Origin of the sequence: Lysinibacillus sp. NPDC095746 (genome assembly GCF_044763535.1) — a bacterium.
Lineage (GTDB): Bacteria > Bacillota > Bacilli > Bacillales_A > Planococcaceae > Lysinibacillus.
Genome location: NZ_JBIWGL010000001.1, coordinates 265,852 through 286,149 on the forward strand (window position 1 = coordinate 265,852; position 20,298 = coordinate 286,149).

The 20,298-nt window shown below is 38.3% G+C and carries 24 protein-coding genes and 1 riboswitch; of the genes, 1 reads left to right on the plus strand and 23 read right to left on the minus strand.

Features of this window, described 5'->3' with window-relative positions; translation table 11 throughout:
• Positions 1 to 92 precede the first annotated feature (92 nt).
• The 9 genes from ACIQ7N_RS01340 to ACIQ7N_RS01380 all read right to left on the minus strand — a co-directional run bounded on the left by ACIQ7N_RS01340 (position 93) and on the right by ACIQ7N_RS01380 (position 5,736).
• Positions 93 to 266, minus strand: coding sequence for a hypothetical protein (locus ACIQ7N_RS01340; protein WP_402929736.1), 174 nt, complete (start codon positions 264 to 266; stop codon positions 93 to 95).
• A gap of 93 nt (positions 267 to 359) precedes the next feature.
• Positions 360 to 512, minus strand: a complete 153-nt coding sequence (locus ACIQ7N_RS01345) for a hypothetical protein (RefSeq protein WP_402929738.1) — start codon at positions 510 to 512, stop codon at positions 360 to 362.
• A gap of 82 nt (positions 513 to 594) precedes the next feature.
• Positions 595 to 1,188 (minus strand): HNH endonuclease, encoded by a 594-nt coding sequence (locus ACIQ7N_RS01350; RefSeq protein WP_402929740.1) that lies wholly within the window; start codon positions 1,186 to 1,188, stop codon positions 595 to 597.
• A gap of 121 nt (positions 1,189 to 1,309) precedes the next feature.
• On the minus strand, positions 1,310 to 1,615 hold the full coding sequence (locus ACIQ7N_RS01355) for a hypothetical protein (protein ID WP_402929742.1): 306 nt from the start codon (positions 1,613 to 1,615) through the stop codon (positions 1,310 to 1,312).
• A gap of 2 nt (positions 1,616 to 1,617) precedes the next feature.
• Entirely contained in the window at positions 1,618 to 2,571 is a 954-nt protein-coding gene (locus ACIQ7N_RS01360) for a hypothetical protein (protein ID WP_402929744.1), read from the minus strand.
• A gap of 35 nt (positions 2,572 to 2,606) precedes the next feature.
• The gene (locus ACIQ7N_RS01365; RefSeq protein WP_402929746.1) at positions 2,607 to 2,840 is read right to left on the minus strand and encodes a helix-turn-helix transcriptional regulator; all 234 of its coding nucleotides are present in this window, start codon (positions 2,838 to 2,840) and stop codon (positions 2,607 to 2,609) included.
• A 428-nt stretch (positions 2,841 to 3,268) separates the two neighbouring features.
• Entirely contained in the window at positions 3,269 to 4,240 is a 972-nt protein-coding gene (locus ACIQ7N_RS01370) for a hypothetical protein (RefSeq protein WP_402929748.1), read from the minus strand.
• A gap of 781 nt (positions 4,241 to 5,021) precedes the next feature.
• Positions 5,022 to 5,381: a hypothetical protein gene (locus ACIQ7N_RS01375; RefSeq protein WP_402929749.1), complete on the minus strand. Its 360-nt coding sequence runs from the start codon at positions 5,379 to 5,381 to the stop codon at positions 5,022 to 5,024.
• Positions 5,382 to 5,478: 97 nt separating this feature from the next.
• Positions 5,479 to 5,736, minus strand: coding sequence for a hypothetical protein (locus tag ACIQ7N_RS01380; RefSeq protein WP_402929750.1), 258 nt, complete (start codon positions 5,734 to 5,736; stop codon positions 5,479 to 5,481).
• Positions 5,737 to 5,847: 111 nt separating this feature from the next.
• Between ACIQ7N_RS01380 and ACIQ7N_RS01385 the strand changes: the two genes are divergently transcribed.
• Positions 5,848 to 6,090, plus strand: coding sequence for a helix-turn-helix domain-containing protein (locus ACIQ7N_RS01385; RefSeq protein ID WP_402929752.1), 243 nt, complete (start codon positions 5,848 to 5,850; stop codon positions 6,088 to 6,090).
• A 242-nt stretch (positions 6,091 to 6,332) separates the two neighbouring features.
• Positions 6,333 to 6,473, minus strand: a riboswitch (cobalamin riboswitch).
• A 92-nt stretch (positions 6,474 to 6,565) separates the two neighbouring features.
• Here the strand turns inward: ACIQ7N_RS01385 and ACIQ7N_RS01390 are convergent.
• The 14 genes from ACIQ7N_RS01390 to der all read right to left on the minus strand — a co-directional run bounded on the left by ACIQ7N_RS01390 (position 6,566) and on the right by der (position 20,153).
• Positions 6,566 to 7,300: a PD-(D/E)XK nuclease domain-containing protein gene (locus ACIQ7N_RS01390; protein WP_402929754.1), complete on the minus strand. Its 735-nt coding sequence runs from the start codon at positions 7,298 to 7,300 to the stop codon at positions 6,566 to 6,568.
• Positions 7,301 to 7,956: 656 nt separating this feature from the next.
• A complete protein-coding gene (locus tag ACIQ7N_RS01395; RefSeq protein WP_402929755.1) occupies positions 7,957 to 8,955 on the minus strand; it encodes a tyrosine-type recombinase/integrase in 999 nt (332 codons plus the stop codon).
• Positions 8,956 to 9,061: 106 nt separating this feature from the next.
• Entirely contained in the window at positions 9,062 to 9,478 is a 417-nt protein-coding gene (ndk, locus tag ACIQ7N_RS01400; RefSeq protein WP_132359254.1) for a nucleoside-diphosphate kinase, read from the minus strand.
• Positions 9,479 to 9,565: 87 nt separating this feature from the next.
• Positions 9,566 to 10,540 carry a heptaprenyl diphosphate synthase component II gene (gene hepT / locus ACIQ7N_RS01405; RefSeq protein ID WP_132359256.1) on the minus strand — a complete coding sequence of 325 codons (975 nt, stop codon included), beginning with the start codon at positions 10,538 to 10,540 and terminating at the stop codon, positions 9,566 to 9,568.
• Between the two features lie 19 nt (positions 10,541 to 10,559).
• Positions 10,560 to 11,264 (minus strand): demethylmenaquinone methyltransferase, encoded by a 705-nt coding sequence (locus tag ACIQ7N_RS01410; RefSeq protein ID WP_402929757.1) that lies wholly within the window; start codon positions 11,262 to 11,264, stop codon positions 10,560 to 10,562.
• 15 nt (positions 11,265 to 11,279) lie between these two features.
• Entirely contained in the window at positions 11,280 to 12,047 is a 768-nt protein-coding gene (locus ACIQ7N_RS01415) for a heptaprenyl diphosphate synthase component 1 (protein WP_402929759.1), read from the minus strand.
• 418 nt (positions 12,048 to 12,465) lie between these two features.
• Positions 12,466 to 12,684 (minus strand): trp RNA-binding attenuation protein MtrB, encoded by a 219-nt coding sequence (mtrB, locus tag ACIQ7N_RS01420; protein WP_049666799.1) that lies wholly within the window; start codon positions 12,682 to 12,684, stop codon positions 12,466 to 12,468.
• A 63-nt stretch (positions 12,685 to 12,747) separates the two neighbouring features.
• Positions 12,748 to 13,317: a GTP cyclohydrolase I FolE gene (folE, locus tag ACIQ7N_RS01425; protein ID WP_132359262.1), complete on the minus strand. Its 570-nt coding sequence runs from the start codon at positions 13,315 to 13,317 to the stop codon at positions 12,748 to 12,750.
• A gap of 791 nt (positions 13,318 to 14,108) precedes the next feature.
• Complete coding sequence (locus tag ACIQ7N_RS01430; RefSeq protein ID WP_004232618.1) at positions 14,109 to 14,381, minus strand: HU family DNA-binding protein; 273 nt, start codon at positions 14,379 to 14,381, stop codon at positions 14,109 to 14,111.
• 199 nt (positions 14,382 to 14,580) lie between these two features.
• Positions 14,581 to 16,059, minus strand: coding sequence for a stage IV sporulation protein A (spoIVA, locus tag ACIQ7N_RS01435; protein ID WP_132359264.1), 1,479 nt, complete (start codon positions 16,057 to 16,059; stop codon positions 14,581 to 14,583).
• Between the two features lie 91 nt (positions 16,060 to 16,150).
• Positions 16,151 to 16,942 (minus strand): hypothetical protein, encoded by a 792-nt coding sequence (locus ACIQ7N_RS01440; RefSeq protein ID WP_402929762.1) that lies wholly within the window; start codon positions 16,940 to 16,942, stop codon positions 16,151 to 16,153.
• 25 nt (positions 16,943 to 16,967) lie between these two features.
• Positions 16,968 to 17,177: a DUF2768 domain-containing protein gene (locus ACIQ7N_RS01445; protein WP_132359268.1), complete on the minus strand. Its 210-nt coding sequence runs from the start codon at positions 17,175 to 17,177 to the stop codon at positions 16,968 to 16,970.
• 457 nt (positions 17,178 to 17,634) lie between these two features.
• Positions 17,635 to 18,651 (minus strand): NAD(P)H-dependent glycerol-3-phosphate dehydrogenase, encoded by a 1,017-nt coding sequence (locus ACIQ7N_RS01450; protein WP_132359270.1) that lies wholly within the window; start codon positions 18,649 to 18,651, stop codon positions 17,635 to 17,637.
• A gap of 191 nt (positions 18,652 to 18,842) precedes the next feature.
• On the minus strand, positions 18,843 to 20,153 hold the full coding sequence (der, locus tag ACIQ7N_RS01455) for a ribosome biogenesis GTPase Der (RefSeq protein ID WP_132359272.1): 1,311 nt from the start codon (positions 20,151 to 20,153) through the stop codon (positions 18,843 to 18,845).
• Positions 20,154 to 20,298 lie beyond the last annotated feature (145 nt).

A 20,298-nucleotide genomic window follows, 5' to 3' on the forward strand; every position in this document is an offset into this window, starting at 1 on the left:
CTTTAAATTAAAATTTATTTATTGAGTTAAAACTGTTTTCTTTTAGATACGCCTTAATATCTTCAATTACCTAACGCTATGTTTCGTCCATATCAATCACTGCCTTTCAATAGCTGTTGAATTACGTACATTGCCGCCTCTGATTGCACGAAATATCGAGCATCTAGCGTAGCAACTTCCGGCGGTAAAAATATCCGATGCTGACGTTCTTCTTCGTCAATGTAAACGCAATGCTCACCAGTGTCATTACTGTAATAAATCTGCATTAGCGTCACTCCTTTCCGTTTGACCATATAGGGTAATAGATTTAAGCAATTCTTTCGATACTAGCGTTTAAAAATATATCCTCGACTTATTTATTAGGAAGGCTCATAATCGCCATTTCCGAGTCGTTTTAGTACATTTTTAAGACCCCGATGCAAATTGTCTGGAATCTTGAATTGCACCGCGTGTAACTTTCCATTACGGTCTGTGTACGTAGCCATGACTTTATAACCTTTTCGTTGTTTCAAGCGCCTAATAGCCTCGTTATGACCTGCACCTACGTATAAAATAAAAAAGCTCGGTATGCGCCAGGCTTCGTAATCTCTATTATTAGACAGCGTATTGCACCGCCTTTTGTTTCGACTCATTACGTCGGATCTCTGTAGCCTCGTTTCGTAAGTGTCCTATCATCTGCTCAACTTCAATGTCAGTCAGTTCGCGGCCAATAAGACCTCCAACAAAACGCTGAACGAACGGTCGTAATAGTTCCGGTTTGAATCGCTCGGGATATTTATCGAATGCCTCTATCGCAAAAAGTCCGTTCTTTTTGTCATTGCATTTTTTACATGCCGGAAGAACATTTGCCGGAATATTTGCTCCTCCATACGCCTTGCCGTCTTTCAACGGGTAAACATGGTCACACGTCGCAATAACACCCTCGTATTTGAGCGATATACCGCAATATACACAATCTTGCTTGGATAATTCAGCAATATACTCCCAGGGAACGAGTGGCATTTTATCGCCTGCTCTTCTTGCATAAGCATTAGCTCTTACTCGATATTTTTCTCCGTTTGCCCGACGATGTTCACTACGACAGCTTCTGCAGATATTTTGATATCCGTTTTTATCTTTCACATCTCTACGGAATAGCCCGATTGCTTTGGTCTCATTGCAGATACGGCAAGTAAGTTCTTTACACATGGCACTCACCTACTTCCAAAGCAAGCGCAAGTCTTGTTTCGATGTAAGCTAGTTTTGCAATTAAATGAAGGTATTCTAATGTCATTTCATATCTGCTCCTTTTCATTTCAAATGTTTATATTTACGCTACGCACTCGATTGTGACATCGAGATTTTGTCGCGCAATTACCATCTTTAAGTGATTTAATAAAGCTGCGTTCGGATTCTGCTGGGTTGCATTGTATTCGTCAGCAAGTGGTTTGCTTACAGTTTCAACGTGTACAGCTACGCCCTTCAAAGGTTGTAGCACACGAATGAGCGTTTTAAATGCCGGATAAACTGCATTGCTCTGAGTAAAAGTTTCGGCATAAATGCTCCCGTCTGCCATTTCGATCTGTACGTCATACTCTGCGACGTCAATTTGTGTAATAGATTGCTTTAGTTTCATTTCTAAACTCCTCCAAATTGATTAAATTGTGTTCTTACTGCTTGTAACTGCTCACCATTTCCGCCAAATACTACGCGTGGGTTCACTGTGATTCCTTTTTGACGACGGTCATTCGTGTTTTCGAAGAATCCAAACACTACTTTTCCGTCAATTTTCACGCGATTCATCGTCATTTTCAGCTTCGCAGCATTTGCATACCCTAGTAACTCCGCTAAACTTTCAATATTCATCGGTTGTAAACGTTCAGCGTCCGTTTCATCCGGATTGTGGCAAACGATATTTGTCTCGAAATTTAAAAACGGCAATACCGAGTAGACTAGCGCAAGCTGTCCGACCGTTCTGCCGTTCGATAAATCGTATAAATCACGTACTGTTTTCTTAAACATTCGTGTATGTTGCAAATCCGCTGTGTGCGATTGAATTGACTTAATGTTTCCTCTGAAAAAGACGGTAGGATTCATAAACAACGCTCCTTCCGACTCTGAAATGATACCTTCCTGGCAATAACGACTGAATAGTTCTCGAGCACGTTTGCGACTAAGGCCAGTCAATTTTTCAAAACCTTCATGACTGATTACCTTACCGTTATCGTATTGCAAGCGTCCTGTGTTCCATGCGATGTATGTCCCCAGGTACATTAATCGAGCGATGTCAGCGTTATTTAATGAAGGGAAACGTTCAATTATTGTTCGTGACTGCTGAAAGAAGGCGAATACAAAGCCTCCGTTTTCTTCTTCGTGAGAGCCTAACGCCTGTACAGATTCAATAGCTCGAAACTTTGATTCCGTCATTTTTGGTACTAAATCGTGAGTGAAAAGATCGCCTAAGTATTCTCCGGTTTCTAAGCTGTAAGGCTTGCCGTCTTTTACTACGTAATTTTGTTTTTGTGCGATAGCCTTACCTCGTGTTGTTGGGTTTAATTGTACGAATTGTTTGCCCGCTGATAATGCTGTCATATCATATCTTCTCCTTTTCTGATTCCGTTTTATTTTTATAAACCGTCAGCGAGTTCGCCTAGTTCAGCGATAACTCTCGCCAAACGCTGCCGTGATTCATCGAATTTTTGAAACGCTTTATTTGCGACCATTGGTGTGAGGCGACGGTCGCCACGTTCAATCGAGCTTAGCATCGTTGTTGAAATACCTAATTCCTTCGACAACTCGCTCTGTGTTAATCCTAATTCCTCACGATAATACTTGATTTGAGCTGCGTTCAATTTTGACATTTCCTCACCACCTCTAAACTTGTTGTGTAAATTCCTCAACTACTTTGCAAAATAAAAAAGCCGCCCGAATGGACCGCTTGAATTTATGTTATTTACTTCCTCACTATCTATGATAAAAACTGCTCTAAAATATCGGTTGTTGCTTAAACTTCCCTTCATAAGGTATAGATAACTAAAGGGGTAAAATACTGGTTGCAACCGTCTAAAACATAAAACTTTTTAAATCACGTTCACAACTTAGACACATTTAACGATTAGACATATTTAACGATTACCTTGCACTCCCTCACTATATAGACCAACTGTCGCCCTAAAGTATCACATTATTACTTCTTCATATACTAGACCGTTAAAAGTCGTTTTTTACACACTTTGGTACAGAAAACTTTTTACTTGTTTTATCCCTCTCGGCACAGAATAGTAATACGCTATTTTGTGACTCTTTTTTTTATGCGAGATAACATTTTTCTTAAATTTTCATAAGTAATATCTATTTTTTCAGCAGCATAATTGCGTGTAATTACTACACTTCCGGACCTAGTACAACTGTATTGGGTAAAGTCGCCAGCAGCACTATCTTGCTTTACTACTTCATACAGCTTATCTACAGCTACACGTTGAGTTTTAGTAAGTTTATGAACGTTACTCTCTGTAAGTTGGGGTAAAATCGCTCTATATAAATCTGTCGGGAATTTTAATGTAACGTGCATCGATCTTAAAGTGTCATACCTATCCTTACGATAAATTCGTCGTTTACCATTTCGTGCTAGTTCTAACTCTCCGAATTTAGTAGAGAACGCAGTATTCACATATTTAACAATCTCGCGCTCTGATCGGGAAGCATCTACATATTTCAATGCTCGTTCTAACGCTTCGAGTATATTCACTTCTACCTTACGCTCCGCCTCTGCTAATTTAGCTGACTGTTCTAATATGGTAGTCTCGTACTTTTTAAATTGTATCTTGAATGTATAATAATCACTGCCGAAAACTTCTGACTCGATACGTGGCATTAGTTCGCGCAAGTTTTCAATTAATTCCGGCGTCAGTCTATAATAATACTGCCATTCATCATGTTGTAAGATTTCGCCTTTAAAATCAATTCCGTAATCAATCGCTAGTACAGATAGTATTCGGCTAAACTCCCTTGTCTCAACATTTTGTCGCTCTCCTCGATATTTTGACAAAGCGAAATCGCGTAGCGCGCGAATGTGGTATGAAATATAATACTCATGGCGTGGTAAATCGATTGTTACCTTTAACTTATCTCCAATCTGCATATGCTGGCGCGTTGGATCATTCATAAAATCAAAGGTAGCTCCGTACAAAATTTCGTCAATTACTAATCTATCGCCACTGTTTTGGTAGTTTCTAATTCGTTCTCTGAAATCTGTCGTCATATCATATCTGCTCCTTTTCTTCTCCTCAAAAATTACCTGCCTTTTACGTCCCGAAATCGACGAATTACCTGCCTTTTACGTCCAAGCAGAAAACACAGTCAAACGCTTGTCGCTGTAAGGCTCATGACTAATCTCACGCTGTCTTGTCTATCTTATCAGTAGTATTACGTAAGGGTATCGCCCAATATCAACAGTAACGATAAAGTTTCCGTTTGGTTGGAACAACCATTTAAAACCTTTGCGTCCTCATTTTGCAAAGAACGCAAAATAAGTCCGCGTCTATCTATTACATCGATATTATTACAATCGCTAGATAACATCAATAATGTAATGAGACGGAGGCTTTAGCCGACGTAGAGGATTTGTGGTAACAAAGACTCGTAATCTTTAAGTGATAAAACCTTTCGGGCTATGCCCTATGTCAGCTAGCGCTGCCATGATTATCAATAGGGTAATAAGTAATATCGCCAAATGACATGTCATTCAATATCTATATTAGCGAAGGTTCTCGTTACAACGTAATTAAAGACTAAGAAATAATTTGACGCCTAAAATCGCGCTATCCCTTGCGACTCTAAGCGCCAAGCCACTTTTTAGGTGTCCGAATTATGCACTACTTTTGGTACGTTTTGTCCGAATAAAGTCGCCTCGGTTATCAGTCGATTCTCAATTAGCGTCTAATTCACGTTAAACATCGCCAGGAACGTATCATCCGGACACTTTAGCAAAGGAAAACAAAAGGCTAGAAACGTCTGCAACCGCCTCTAGCCTCAACTGTAACTTAACCCTCCGATAATACTTCCTCCAATGTTAACATCATCTTAAAATCTCTTTTCCAGCGTTTGCTTACTTTCTTACGAATGTTCACCGATGTTTCAATATCTCCGGATACATTACGAAGTGGATTCAAAACAGCGTCCAACCTAGCCATTTCATCCTTCACTACTCGACGCTTTTTAAGCGTGTCTTGTAATTGCGTAACGTAGCTTAGAGCGTATTCTTCCGACGGATCGATTCCTTCTAAATCGTGATACATACTACTAATATACTTATCTAAACGAGACAACTCTTTTGTCAGCACGACCCGTTGAGCGTTTAATTCCGACATGAACTCGTTAAATTTTGAATGATACTCACACATAAATTCTCCCCCTAACATTTTCAGTTCCGGTCAAATTCCGTATTATCCACCGTATCAAATTCCTGTATCAGCGTCCGATACCGTAGTAAATTACGTATTAAGCTAACAATCTAGGTGCCTGCGCTAGAATCGCTAGTAGTTCGACAGGTTCGCACGTGTCTAGTTCGGCAAATAACGTTGCTGATTCATCTGTCCAAGCGAATAATATCTCATTGTCACCAATAAACAGGATTGCATCGTCTGGGTATCCTGGCTGTCTGAAAACCTCTAAATGTACCCCATCAAGTAACTGTGTTCGTTCAACTACGTAACTATAGCCCGGCTCAACCTCTACAATTTGCATTTGAGTATTCATAAAAACAACCTCCCGTAAATATAATTTCGGTACGCATGCAAGTACCACTTCTGTTATCATTATATGGTACGCTATTGCGTAACGTCAAGTATATTTTAGGAGGAATTTTAAATGGCTAAGAGAGTAGTAGTTAAGATTGATTATTTAATTAAAGAGTACAAGGTAGGCTCATTGAGAAAGTTAGCGGAGATTTGCGATATAAGACACGCAGCACTTAGCGAATTGAAAACTGGAAAGAGAAAAAACATTAACTTCGGGCATATCGAGAGGATCGCTGAGACTTTAGGCATTGATGATATAACTGAGATTATTGATTTTGTAGAAGTAGACGAAGAAAAAGCGCAAGCCGACTAAATGGCTGCGCTTTATAATATTATTTTTTCATTTCTATAATTTTTATTACTAAGGTCAATGTACCAAGAATCAAAAACGCCACAAAATTCATAGCGGAAATTAAAACACTTAATAGGTCCATTTTCTTCACCCCTTTACCAAGAATTATTGAATATCTCCTTGATAAAGTGGTTGTATCAAAAATAATACAAAAATGCAGCTTAAAAATACGCATAAACTAGCAAACACTTTACTCGCTGGAGTAAGAAATAATGTGTTTGGCTGGTCCCCTGGCTTATGCTTTTTAGCATTCACAGTTGCGTAAACAGCGTCGGCTTCAAGTTGAACTTTTCCGACTTCCCAATTAAACTACATAATGTAGTACCTAATGTAATATTTCTATTCAATTTATTTGAATATATCCTAAATGATAGAAAAAGTAAATATTTAATTACATAATTTATTTAGTTAAAACACCTATTGAATTTTGCGTATTTTATAATGGAGAAATGAACACTGAAACTTTCATATTTGAATCACTTAACTTCTCAAGATCTTTTATCAGACCATGAGGATTATTTATATATGAACCTTTATCATAAACAAAGCATATTAAATGATTATACTCAGGTAATTGTTTATAACGTTCGAAATCAATAATTAACTGTTCACCTATTTGTTTATCACTTAATGATTTACTAGTCATTTTCGTTTCAATTACTATTTTATGTTCAGGTAATAAGAAGTCGACTCTAGAATTTTTACCTGCATAACTAGGTACGTAATCTTCAGGCCTAACATCATCAATAAATAATTTCATAATCGCTAATAAAGAATCTTGTAAATCATATTCGTCATTAATTTCTATTGTATCTCTATTTGAATATCTACGTTTAATATTTACATCAAATCTATTAAAATTAATAAATATTTTGCTAAGTAAAGGTACTATTTTTTCAATAGATGGATTTGGAGGTATTTGTTCAAATGCTTTTAGAATTGAAATTAGAGTAAAAAACTCACTATTTCCCTCCCCATTAGCAATTTGAGCAATCTCCCTAAATCTAATTGTATCGACATCATTAGGAAAATTACTTTCTAAAAATCTTGTTGATAACGTCAGCCAATTTTCATATTCAGGACTTGAAATATAAGGTATATTATACAAGCCTGTTTTCATACTCTGTTGCTTAACAACTTCACCTAACTCTATTAACTCTAATAAATTCATAAAATTTCACCTCTAATATAATATCTTTTATTAAAATACCATATATTAGAATTGAAATGATATATTTCATTTGACATTCTCTTAACAATGCTAGCAGAATGGCTGCTTGCTCCAGGAAATCGGCGCAAAAGTCGTTACCTACTATCGCAAGAAACGTAGAAAACGAATCAAGCGACAATAAGTAACGACCGCATTTGCTAGCGTCATGGTGACGTCCGAGGTTGTCTCGTATGCTCCTGTTAATCGGGATATTTCTATCCGCATATTCCCGACGTTTTACTGTCCACGTCGATCACAGAATATGCTTACCGGCACCGTAATGCCCCAGTAAACCTAACCACGCCCTTAATGGCGGCGCTCACCAATTCGTCGCAACCGTAACAGGAAACGGCTTGACCTGCGATATAGCCGAATTTACTGCGTTGGCTCGGCGTAACCTGACGTGTTTTTTAATGACGCTTAACGGCTTCTCGTCAGTGAGCGTTCCTAAAAAAGACAATAGGAAAGCAAGCCTTTGCATTTTACGATTTTTTCGAGTAAAATGAAGGCATAACTTCGCTCATATTCAGTTGTGAGTGAACACTAACGCTGCCAGGCAATTAGTGTAATCGTTTTAAGAGTCGTTAGTGCTACGAACACTAGCGGCTTTTTTCGTTTTATAAATAATCACGTAAATTACGTACAACTGTAGAAGTATCCAACCCTAGATAGCGAGATGTCGTACTCAAATCACTGTGGCCATACGCGTGTGAGATTAAATTTACATCCGCACCTCGTTTTAAAAGATTCTGTCCGTAAAGGCGCCTTATTGAATGTGGGTTAACATTTTTAAGTCCCCAACGCTTACTGTACATCCACAAATTTTTGGAAATTAAATTAGATGGTGAAACAGAATTAGAAATAGGTATTCCGATATTTGATACAAAAATATAATCGTTTTTCTGACTATGCTCTTTCCTAATGTCATTGTTTACACTTATTAATTCCTTCAATAAAGCGCATATATCATCATCTAGAGGTAGCATTAATGTACGGTGACTTTTCATAATCTCACCAGGTAAAATAAGCGTCTTACTTTCAAATTCAATATTCTTCTCCCGCAATAGCCCTAAACTTTTAATTCTAATTCCAGTTTTATAAAGCAATAAGATAGCAATAGAATCTCGGAATCCACTAAACGTAGACTTATCTAACAAAGAAATTAGTAACGATAATTCCTTTTCAGTAGCAGCCTCTTTAAACGGCGTATCAACCTTTATTTTAATGCTTTTCCAAAAAACCGACGCTAACCATCCATTATCATAAAAACGCGCTAGAACGGCGCTAATTTGCTTTAGACGACCTTTCAGCGTTGTATCTCTTACTTCTTTAAAAGAAGATAGATATTCGTAAATCTTATCGTTATTAATTTCGTGCAGATAGACAACATTAGTTACTTCGATAAACTTCGAAAAATTGTAATTATAGCTGTCTATTGTACGAGGTCTTAGCCCGAGTAATTTCCACTGCTGATTAACAATTTTCATAGCGTGATCGACCTTAATATTGCGAATATTTGATTCCTCATTTAAACCGAATTTATCGGCGGACTTACGTTTGGAGTTAATATCGAATAAACTTAAATCTACGTTAGAATCAACTTTATTAAAAGACAACAAAAAACCCCCTAACTGTAATAGTTAGAGGGTAAACCGCTAATATAGCAAATATGCTTTTGTACAATTCGGAGTTTTATCCGATTATAGTCCGGTTTTTAAGAAATTAAACTAAATCTTCACCGAAGAATAGGCCGATTTCACGCTCAGCAGAAGCTAGTGAATCAGAACCGTGGATGATGTTGTGAGAAACAGTTGTTGCATAGTCACCACGGATTGTACCTGGGTTAGATTCTTCAGGTTTAGTTGCTCCCATCATTGTACGAGCAAGCTTAATTACGTTTTCGCCTTCCCATACCATAGCGAATACAGGACCAGAAGTGATGAAATCAACTAATTCACCAAAGAATGGACGCTCTGCATGCTCTGCATAGTGCTTTTCTGCTAATTCTGTAGGAATTACCATTAATTTAGCACCTTTCAATACAAAACCGCGACGTTCAAAACGATCTACGATATCTCCTACTACTTGACGTTCTACGCCATCAGGCTTAACCATTAAAAAAGTTTTTTCGATTGCCATTGTTTAAAACACTCCTTAAATTCGTATAACAGGTTTTACACCTACCGATAAATATTAACAAAAAATGAGCCTTTGTACAACAAAAAGCTAGAATTTACGCTTACCCATAAATAACGCGACATCACGTAGTTTTTTCTTAACGGGATGTTTTGGTAATGCATCTATTTCTTGTAATGCCTTTTTCAAGTATTTATCACTCATTTTATTAGCTTGTTCAATCGCGTCAGATTTACGCACATACTGCAGCATATTTTGACGTTCTGTTTCCGTCAATGTGCCTGCAAATACTTTTGCCAAATAAGGTTGCATTACGGGATCATCTTTTAACATTAGAATCGGTAATGTTATATTACCTTGCAGTAAATCACTACCTGCTGGCTTTCCTAATTCTTTATCTGTTGCCATAATATCTAAAACATCATCGATAATTTGGAAGCTCATGCCCACAAAATAGCCAAATCGTTTCAAATGTCTCACCGTTTTAGGATCGACACCTGCTGCCACTGCACCAAGTTCGCAACTAGAAGAAATCAATAATGCCGTTTTTCGTTTAATGCGTCTAAAATAATCCTTTAATCCTTGATCTAATCTAAATTTATCTTCGATTTGAATGACTTCACCGTTACAAATTTCAACCATTGTACGCGCTAAAATTTGATGAACTAATGGGTCTTCAAGCTTTGTAATATATTCAAGTGCACGCGCAAAAATAAAATCGCCCGTGTACATTGCAACTCTATTATTCCATTGTGATTTGACCGTCGGGCGTCCTCTTCGCATATTGGAATCATCAATTACATCATCATGCACAAGTGATGCCATATGAATAAGCTCTACTGGTACGGCTACATCCTTCATCTTTTCGATATCATATACGCCAAATTTCGCGCCAAGCAACACAAAAATAGGTCGTATCCGTTTGCCACCAGCTTGCAATAAATGGAGAGAAGCATCATTGATCAAACCTGAAGAAGAGTTCACTGCTTTTTCTAATTCTTGTTCAATGATATCGATATCTGATTTCAAATCGGAATAGAGTAGTTTTAACTTCATCTTTTCCACGTGTGAAAACCTTCCCCCATTAACGTACTTTTTTTAAGCCCATATGCATTGCCGCAGCACCGCCACTGTATGCTTTGTACGTTACTTTTTCTAAACCTGCCTGCTCAAACAATGCCGCTAACTTCTTCATACCTGGGAAATCATTTGCTGATTCCTGTAGCCAAGAATATTCTTTATAGCTTTTCGCAAATATTTTACCAAATATCGGCATTATATATTTAAAATAAAAACGGAATAGTTGTCGATAGCCTGGAATTTCAGATTGAGATGTTTCTAAACAAACAACCATTCCCCCTGGTTTTACAACACGATTCATTTCTTTTAACACTTGTAAATAATCTGGTACATTGCGAAGCCCAAAACCAATTGTTACATAATCAAACGTATTGTCTGGGAAAGGTAACTCCATAGCATTTCCATGTATTAGTTCAATTTGTGGGTATGGCTTTACCTTTTCTTCACCAACCTTCAGCATGTTTTTACTGAAGTCTACCCCTTTTACTTCTCCGCCTTCACCAACTGCCTCGGCTAATGCAATTGTCCAATCTGCCGTACCACAGCAAACATCTAGAGCCTTCGCTCCAGGTTTTACTGCCATGTGCTTCATCGTATCGTTGCGCCAGCCAACATGCATTTGGAAACTAATAACGCCATTCATTTTGTCATAGTTTTCCGAAATACTTTCAAATACTTCATGCACGTGCTCTTCTTTCGTTTTAGCCATTTTGAAAAACCTCTCTTATCCATTAGTAGAAGCAATGGATGCCTCTACACGTGCTTGTAGAGCTTGTTTCACATCACTTTGTAGAAACGATGCATCTTCTATCATCTGTAACAGCTCTGTTTTTAATTGCATAATTTTGTTCTTTATGACGTTGCCAAAGGTCGCCCCAGCATATCTCGCGCTTTCTTCAAGAACTTTACTCATTAAAGATACTTGTCCACGTTGATATGTCGCCAATTCTCTTTCTAAACGCAAGATTAATAAGCTCTTCTCCACAATTGGAATATAATCTCTAAATGAATAAAGCTCAAAAAATTTTGAGATTAATCCTGATTCAATGTTAGTGATTGAGGCAAACCATTGTTCACTTGAACGTTTTTCTGCCTCATATACTTTAATTTGGTGTTCACAACGTGCCACAATTCCTTGTGACAAATTTCGAATCAATGCGACATTTCCCGACATCGCTAAAATCTCATAATAACGGCCACTATAAAAGTCTCCAGCTAAAACAGTTAACTGCTGTTCTTTTGATGTGGCATCTAGTTCTTTAATATGATCGTGCGCTGCTAAGGCTGCGTACACAATTCCAACAGTGATGGCAGCTTCTCGTTCATCTTGTTGCCACTCTTCCCCATTAAAAAAGGGAACTAACAAGTAAAATAATTGATTTTCATCGAGCACAGGCAATCCTGTGTATTTTTGCAAAGTTCTATGACGAACATCCATGAAAATCTCTGTTTTTAATTGTGCAATTGAATTTTGAATGTATGTTGCATTCATAGACCTTACTCCATTTCACTTTCAAATACGTTAGGCCTTTCATGATCTAACGCTTGCTTACTGAGTCATTATAGCATACGCGACGATTCGGAATAAAAAGTTTTTGCTTTATTCAACAGGATAGGCAGAAGAGCTTCCCCGTAAAAAAACGGAAGAAATCCCAACTGCCTATCAATTATGCCTCGGCATAATCGCGTCCGGAAACGGCTTTGTGTTTAACAAAGCGCTTTCACACAAATAAATTGCCACAGAACGTGGCGTTCTTAGTCTATTTCAGTAATGTTTAACACCCGCCGAAAGAATCGAATCGAAAACTCCATTACTAAGTTTTACACATCTAGTCGATTTATATGTGCCCTCGCTAATTTACATAGACACGATACCTTTCATCATGCATTCTGAATGGTATTTCTCTCTATTACTTTTTAGCTTCGCTATTTATAACACCGTGTGCTGTATGAATCTGTGCTTTCCCACGAATTTTCATGGCAGATGTATGTTCGGTAAATTGAGCAATCATAACTTCGCCTGCATCTAATTTTTCAGAATGATGGAATTTTGTATCTGTACCTCGTGTTAAACCGATTACATGTACGCCATCTTCCTCTGCTTGAATAACAATATAATCTTGTGCCATTGTCTGTACACTCCTTAAATCCGACAAATTCTTAGTCCATCATAACATAATTAGACACTCAATTTAAGACATTTGAATAAATGATAAAACTTCTCTACGTTTCACTTCATCTTCTTCGTAAATACCACGTGCAACCGATGTCACAGTTTTAGATCCTGGCTTCTTAAGTCCTCGCATTGTCATGCACATATGCTCCGCCTCTATTACTACATAAACACCTTTCGGAGAGAGCATTTCCATAATTGTCTCTGCAACAGCAGAAGTAATTCGTTCCTGTAATTGCGGTCGGCGAGCAATAGTTTCTACTGCACGTCCTAATTTACTTAGTCCAGCAACAATGCCATCGTTTGGTATGTATGCAACATGAGCCTTTCCATAAAAAGGAACTAAATGATGCTCACACATTGAATAAAACGGAATGTCCTTTACAAGTACTAATTCCTCATGGTCTTCATGAAACACTGTTCTAAAATAATCTTTTGCATCTTCATGTAAGCCGCTAAACATTTCCGCATACATTTTTGCTACACGTTTCGGTGTATCGAGTAAACCTTCACGATTTACATCTTCTCCTACCGCCTCTAAAATCATTTTTACTGCTTCTTCTATTTTCAATAAATCAACATTCGACATCCGTAAAAACCCTCCTGCGTATCAGTACATTACACATTTCCTTATGCATCGTAGCATATCCAAAAGGTAAGCGCAAAACGACTTACTTGATTCAAAAGAAATTCATCCCTATATGAGCAAAATAGCCACTTATTGCTTTCTAATTAGCAGTATGTTTTATAAATTTGGCTCATCACCATAACGTCAGGTTGATTTCCGTTCCGGCTGGGCGCTTTGTAGCTGACGCTTCGCTTTCGCTACAGAAAACATTTGTTGCTGCCGCTACGTTAGCGCTACGCTTTCGCACAGAGCAAAGCTTCCTGGGGGCGTCCGATGAGCCGCTTCACTCGCAATGCTCGCTCCAGGGTCTCGGGCCAACACGATGTTGGTCACGAAGGCGTTATCACAGGATGTGATGCTTTTAGCCTTCGTTCCTCTATTGCTGATCCCCAAGGAGTCGCCCAGCCTCCACTCCAATCAACTAATATTCTGGTATTAGCAAAGATAGCTCTATTTTTAGTGATGGACCTAAATTGTGCAAATAATATCTCTAACGCTCACACTTTCGTTTATTGCATCTTTCTGTGTACATTAACTTTTTTAGCTATCTTTCACATCTTTTCTTAGTGGAAAAACATTATGTGGGTCATTCCGTTTCTATAGCTTCGCCTTCGCACAGTTAAATTGCCAAAGGTCGGGGTGTTCTTAGACTCTATTTAAGCGAATGTTTGGATACCCGCTGAAAAAAGTTAAAAAGAGCAGCCTCCATGTCATTTACATGAAGACTGCTCTATGTAACTACTAGACGTGTATTATTTTACCGCGTCTTTAAGCGCTTTACCTGGTTTGAAAGCAGGTACCTTGCTAGCAGCGATCTCGATTTCTTTACCAGTTTGTGGGTTACGACCTTTACGAGCCGCACGTTCACGTACTTCAAAGTTACCAAAACCAATTAATTGTACTTTGTCACCCTTTGCAAGAGCATCTTGAATTGTATCAAATACAGCTTCAACTGCTTTAGAAGCGTCTTTTTTAGAAAGACCTGCAGCTTCAGCAACAGAGTTTACTAATTCTGTTTTATTCACACCATTCACCTCCTCTCAAAGGGTCATGAACCAATTCTGTAAAAAGATTAACACATAGAAAACCGCTACGCAACTGTATTCATACATGATTATAACCAAAAAATGCGTTTTTCACCCAAAAAACAAAAATAACAGGACTTTTCGCATAAAAACGAAGAGCCCTGTAGTATTTTTTTGCGCTTTATTTTTCATTTTTTCACTACAAAATAAATGTAACTAATCCTCTATCACCTTCGTTCACCATACGTTCAATTGTTTGGCGCATCCGTTTTTTGGCTGTTGCTGGGACGGCATCCATTTTATAGCGTATTCCTTCTTTTAACACTTCATGTAGCGGAGTTCCAAAAAGTTGTGTGTTCCATAAAGCTTCACGATCATGTAAATAGGCATGATTTAAATCCTTAAGTAATTGTTGGCTATGGAATTCAGAGCCAATTAGTGGCGCGAATTCTGATTCCATATCTACACGAATGATATGGTATGATGGCGCTTTTGCCTTCATACGCACACCATAAAAATTATTTTGTTTAATGAGCTCTGGTGCTGTTGGCTCAAACTCCTGCATCATCGGCAATGTTACGCCATAACCTTTCGAATCTGCTTCACTAATAGCCGTTTTAAAGCGTTTTTGCGCCTCTTTTGCTTCTGCTGCCTCTTTAATAAATAGTAGCCAATCTCGCTTCGTCTCAATCGGCTCATCTAGCCATTCATTGCAAACCGACTTATAAAGCTCACCTTGTAATGACACTCGAATGACTGCGGTCCCAACACCAGCATCCACATGCACCACTTCACTCTGGTCAATAAAATCAATGGCTTTAAAGGCATCTGACGCCTGTTGTACATCTCTAATTTTCATAATAGATGACAACACTTCTTCCATCGAATCAATTAATGCAACATTCAACGGGTGTGTAGCATCTAAAACATCTAACCAATCAGGTTTTTCCACCTCAATTGTTCGAATTGGAAATTCAAATAACGCTTCTTGCAAAATAAACTGAATGTCAGATGCACGCATTTGATCAATTGACGTAGCAATTACTGGAACATTATAGCGCTCAAATAACTCATTTCGAAGCTGTACTGTTTCCTCTCGTGCTGGCATTTGGCAATTTAATACAATGACAAAAGGTTTTCCAATGTCCATTAATTGCTCTACAATTTCCTCTTCAGCCTTCTCTGCCGCACGACGACTTATTCCATTTACCGTGCCATCTGTTGTTACAACAATTCCAATATTGGCATGGTCACGAATAACTTTATCTGTGCCTATTTTCGCCGCTTCTTGGAAAGGGATAGGCTCTGTATGCCAAGGTGTATGCACATATTTCGGCCCATTTTCATCTTCATAGCCCTTTGTACCTTCAATGATATAACCAACGCAATCTGCTAAACGAATTTGGAACGTCATTTCATCCTCACCGACCGCAATACGTGTTGCTTGGGCAGGCACAAACTTCGGCTCAGCAGTCATAATAACTGGCCCCGGCGAGCTTTGTGGCAACTCGTCTTGTGCACGCATTCTTTCTGTATCATCCACAATATTTGGTAACACGACTGCTTCCATAACCTTTTTTACAAATGTTGATTTACCTACACGTACTGGACCGACAACACCAATATAAACATCGCCATTTGTGCGCTCTGCAATTTCTCTAAATACTGCTTCACTCAAGGTTTCTGCCTCCTTTATCTACGCTTTTTCACTATATGCGAGCAGATAGATAAATATGAAAAGCTCCTCACAAATGTAAGGAGCTTAGTGACTAATCTTTTTTAGTTTTGGATTTAGACTCTTGAATTGCTTTTTCTCTAGCTTTCTCTCTAGCTTTTTTTGCGTCACTATTATAGGCGTCCATAAAATAAATGGGCTCGCCTTTTTCATCTACTGTATATGGTATAGAATATGCTGGTACTACTGGATATTTATCGACAAGTAGTTGACGTATATCATCTCCAGGCTTCACATTAGGCTTGTCTTCCTTTAGTAGTTGACCTAAATCGATGGAATAGTCCACATGCATTTCTCCATCACCTGTCATAAATATTGGTAATTCGGTACCAGAATAGGGGCTTTTCACGGTTACATCTTTTTTATAGCCCAATTCTTCAAAGTTAATTTGATATACATTATCAGAAGTCGCACCCTTTATCGGTAAATATTGGGTAGAAAGTTTTTGAATATTAATTTCACGAATTCGCTCTGCAGCATTTAAATCTACCAATTTTACTTTAGCTTCATTCTCAGGATCCCAAATAATATACTGGAAAATCCCACCCTTTTCATAGGCATTCCCTGGAATTTGAGCAAGATATTTAGGCATTAGTTTTTCAAAATCAATTAAATATTTTATATATATATCTGTATCTAGCTCACTATTTTTAATTGGAACTAGGCCTCCAGTTGCTTCACGGTATTCATCAACCGCACGCTGTACAGCGGCTAACTGGTCAGCATCAGGCACTAATTTTGCCCTTTTTTCGTCTTCTGGATATGCACAACCTACTAGAAGAACTGCGGTTACTATTACCAAAAGAAAAGCACTTAGTTTTTTCATGTCACTTCCACCTCATCATTTTTTATCATGGCCATGTTGCTACAATTAGTACCATTAAAAATGTGCCTAGCCCAAATAGTATGTATGCAATTAAATTTACGATTGTACGTAAAAAACCGTTTGAAACCTTATTTCGAGCTAAATAAATTAAACCAACAGAGATAATCATAAAGCCTATACAATAAAATGATACCCACATTACATCAAGCGCTGGCAAATGTGCTAACGGACCCATTTAAGACAACCACCTTTCTTCAACGTCACGAAACAATCAAACTATATTATACTATGTGCTTTCGCCAAAAAGAAATAGTTGTCCAATAACTATCAATCAATTATGCCCCCGCATAATTGCGGCCGGAATCGAGCTTGCGCAAAGAATTCCTTTCCGATCTGCCGGAGGCTTTAAATTCTTTCAACGGGCGTTTGGACAACCGTTGAAAAGTAGCTTAAATCCGCATCATACCAACACCTATAGAGGCTGGAGACATTGGCTGAAAGAAGTTAAATGTACAACCTTTGTAGCGTTATAGATTTTTCAACTAAAAGCACACAATAAGGTGTCTCAGTTATTCACTGAGACACCTTATTTATGTCCATTTTATGACAAAACTAATCACATAGATCAGGCATGTTGATTAGTCATTTTTATCCACTAACCAAAAATCTATAAAACGGTTAATGATTTTTTATTAGTATATCATGTCATCGATTTCTCGCTTTTTCATACGCATCATTAATGCATCAACTGCTACTTTCGGTTCGATATCACTAAATAGAACACTATAAAGCGCCGTTGTTATTGGCATAGCCACGTCATATTTCTCTGCTAGTTGATAGGCGGCTTTTGTTGTGCGTACCCCTTCAACAACCATGCCCATTTGGTCTAGTACCTCTGGCAGTTTCATTCCTTGCCCCAGTAAATTACCTGCACGCCAATTACGAGAGTGCACACTTGTACATGTTACAATTAAGTCTCCCATGCCTGTAAGTCCTGAGAATGTAAATGGATTCCCACCCATTTTAACACCAAGACGTGAAATCTCAGCCAATCCTCGAGTAATTAGCGCCGCTTTGGCATTATCACCATAATTTAAGCCGTCTGAAATACCCGCAGCTAATGCGATTACGTTTTTTAAGGCGCCACCTATTTCTACACCAATCACATCTTTGTTTGTGTAGACACGGAAATATTGATTCATAAATAAATCCTGTACTTTTTCCGCGGCTTCAATGCTTGCACAAGCGGCTGTAACAGTTGTCGGGTGGTGTAAGACAACTTCCTCTGCATGGCTTGGACCTGAAAGTACAACAATCTCTTCTACATATTCAGCTGGTAGACTTTCTGCCAAAATTTCTGAAATTCGTTTTAATGTATCCGGCTCAATCCCCTTCGAAACATGAACAAACAGTACTTTTTTATCGAGCTCTGCTATCATTTTTTCACATACTTCTCGAATAGCCTTAGTAGGTACAGCAACGACAATAGTCTCCGAATGAGCTACTGCTTGAGCAATATCACTTGTTGCATACAAATTTGTCGGCAGCTCCGTTTCAGGTAAATACTTCCTATTTGTATGCAAGCTGTTAATTTCTTCAGCTTGATCAGTTCGATGAGTCCATAGAAGTGTATCATGCCCATTCTCTGCAAGTACCATTGCAAGTGCTGTACCCCACGAGCCTGCCCCTAACACACAAACTTTTTCCATTCAAAATCCTCCCTTGTTAAGAAAAGACAATTCATTCCTATTCGTTACGAAAAATGCTAGAGAAAATGCTTACAACAGTAAACCTTCAAAGCAATTATAGTAGTCTTTAGAAAATTATACATTCTCCTCTTGTAAAAAGACGCCATCCAACAATTATTGTCGGGCTGGCGTATTGTATGTGTATATTTATCCTAAGCACGAGCACGGGAAATTAAACGAATTGGCGTTCCTTCGAAATCAAATGTCTCTCGAATACGATTTTCTAAAAATCGCTCATAAGAGAAATGCATTAGCTCTGGTTCATTGACAAACACCACAAACGTCGGTGGCTGTATCGCAACTTGAGTTGCATAGTAGATACGCAGACGGCGGCCTTTATCAGCAGGTGCCGGATTACGCGCTACAGCATCCTCAATAACCTCATTAAGGATAGATGATTGAATACGCATTGCATGGTTTTCGCTTACACGTTGTACAATCGGTAAAATTTGATGTACACGTTGCTTTGTATTGGCGGAAACAAAAATAATTGGTGCGTAGTCTAAAAATAAAAAATGCTCACGTATTTGTTGTGTAAAGACGTTCATTGTTTTTTCGTCTTTTTCAACGGCATCCCATTTATTAACAACAATAACAATCGCTTTTCCTGCTTCGTGCGCATAGCCTGCAATTTTTTTATCTTGCTCTTGGATGCCTTCTTCTGCATTAAGAACAACTAAAACAACATCCGAGCGTTCAATTGCACGTAACGCACGCAATACAGAGTATTTCTCTGTCGTTTCGTATACTTTCCCTTTTTTACGCATACCTGCAGTATCAATAATGACATATTCCTGTCCATCATACTCATAAGGCGTGTCAATAGCATCTCGTGTAGTACCTGCGATATTACTAACAATAACGCGGTCTTGACCTAAAAATGCATTTACCAACGAGGATTTCCCAACATTTGGACGACCAATTAACGAGAATTTAATGACCTCGTCCCCATATTGATCTTCATCTTCTTTAGGGAAATGTTTTGCACATTCATCCAATAAATCCCCTAAGCCTAAGCCGTGAGAACCAGAAATTGGCCAAGGTTCACCAAAGCCAAGCGCATAGAAATCATAAATCATCTCACGCATGTCCGGATTATCAATTTTATTCACTGCTAAAACGACCGGTTTTTTTGTTTTGTATAAAATTTTTGCTACTTGCTCATCAGCAGCTGTTACACCTTCACGACCATTTGTCATAAAGACAATAACGTCCGCCTCATCAATGGCAATCTCTGCTTGTTGACGAATTTGCTCTAAAAACGGTTCGTCCCCAATCTCAATACCACCTGTATCAATAATATTAAAATCATGTGCTAACCACTCTGCCGAACTATAAATACGGTCGCGTGTAACTCCTGGAATATCTTCCACAATCGATACACGTTCTCCAACGATACGATTAAAAATCGTCGACTTACCTACGTTCGGACGACCTACGATGGCTACTACTGGTTTCGTCATCTGTACTTCATCCTTCCAACTTCTTGTCTTTCGCTATTATACACGAAAAATGCCATTATATCATATCATATCCATAAACGAGCGCGCTATGTACCGTTCTATTCATCTCTCTGGTATTTTTTTCATCGTTTCCTCTTAAATTTGG

Excerpts from the sequence above, each read along its gene's own strand:
- ACIQ7N_RS01445 (WP_132359268.1), bottom strand. The coding sequence starts at position 17,177 with ATGGGTCCGTTAGCACATTTGCCAGCGCTTGATGTAATGTGGGTATCA.
- ACIQ7N_RS01350 (WP_402929740.1), bottom strand. The coding sequence starts at position 1,188 with ATGTGTAAAGAACTTACTTGCCGTATCTGCAATGAGACCAAAGCAATC.
- ACIQ7N_RS01450 (WP_132359270.1), bottom strand. The coding sequence starts at position 18,651 with ATGGAAAAAGTTTGTGTGTTAGGGGCAGGCTCGTGGGGTACAGCACTT.
- der (WP_132359272.1), bottom strand. The coding sequence starts at position 20,153 with ATGACGAAACCAGTAGTAGCCATCGTAGGTCGTCCGAACGTAGGTAAG.
- ACIQ7N_RS01365 (WP_402929746.1), bottom strand. The coding sequence starts at position 2,840 with ATGTCAAAATTGAACGCAGCTCAAATCAAGTATTATCGTGAGGAATTA.
- ACIQ7N_RS01375 (WP_402929749.1), bottom strand. The coding sequence starts at position 5,381 with ATGTGTGAGTATCATTCAAAATTTAACGAGTTCATGTCGGAATTAAAC.
- ACIQ7N_RS01390 (WP_402929754.1), bottom strand. The coding sequence starts at position 7,300 with ATGAATTTATTAGAGTTAATAGAGTTAGGTGAAGTTGTTAAGCAACAG.
- folE (WP_132359262.1), bottom strand. The coding sequence starts at position 13,317 with ATGTCGAATGTTGATTTATTGAAAATAGAAGAAGCAGTAAAAATGATT.
- ndk (WP_132359254.1), bottom strand. The coding sequence starts at position 9,478 with ATGGCAATCGAAAAAACTTTTTTAATGGTTAAGCCTGATGGCGTAGAA.
- ACIQ7N_RS01385 (WP_402929752.1), top strand. The coding sequence starts at position 5,848 with ATGGCTAAGAGAGTAGTAGTTAAGATTGATTATTTAATTAAAGAGTAC.
- ACIQ7N_RS01370 (WP_402929748.1), bottom strand. The coding sequence starts at position 4,240 with ATGACGACAGATTTCAGAGAACGAATTAGAAACTACCAAAACAGTGGC.
- ACIQ7N_RS01360 (WP_402929744.1), bottom strand. The coding sequence starts at position 2,571 with ATGACAGCATTATCAGCGGGCAAACAATTCGTACAATTAAACCCAACA.
- ACIQ7N_RS01380 (WP_402929750.1), bottom strand. The coding sequence starts at position 5,736 with ATGAATACTCAAATGCAAATTGTAGAGGTTGAGCCGGGCTATAGTTAC.
- ACIQ7N_RS01340 (WP_402929736.1), bottom strand. The coding sequence starts at position 266 with ATGCAGATTTATTACAGTAATGACACTGGTGAGCATTGCGTTTACATT.
- ACIQ7N_RS01440 (WP_402929762.1), bottom strand. The coding sequence starts at position 16,942 with ATGAAAAAACTAAGTGCTTTTCTTTTGGTAATAGTAACCGCAGTTCTT.
- ACIQ7N_RS01355 (WP_402929742.1), bottom strand. The coding sequence starts at position 1,615 with ATGAAACTAAAGCAATCTATTACACAAATTGACGTCGCAGAGTATGAC.
- mtrB (WP_049666799.1), bottom strand. The coding sequence starts at position 12,684 with ATGGCACAAGATTATATTGTTATTCAAGCAGAGGAAGATGGCGTACAT.
- ACIQ7N_RS01415 (WP_402929759.1), bottom strand. The coding sequence starts at position 12,047 with ATGAATGCAACATACATTCAAAATTCAATTGCACAATTAAAAACAGAG.
- ACIQ7N_RS01410 (WP_402929757.1), bottom strand. The coding sequence starts at position 11,264 with ATGGCTAAAACGAAAGAAGAGCACGTGCATGAAGTATTTGAAAGTATT.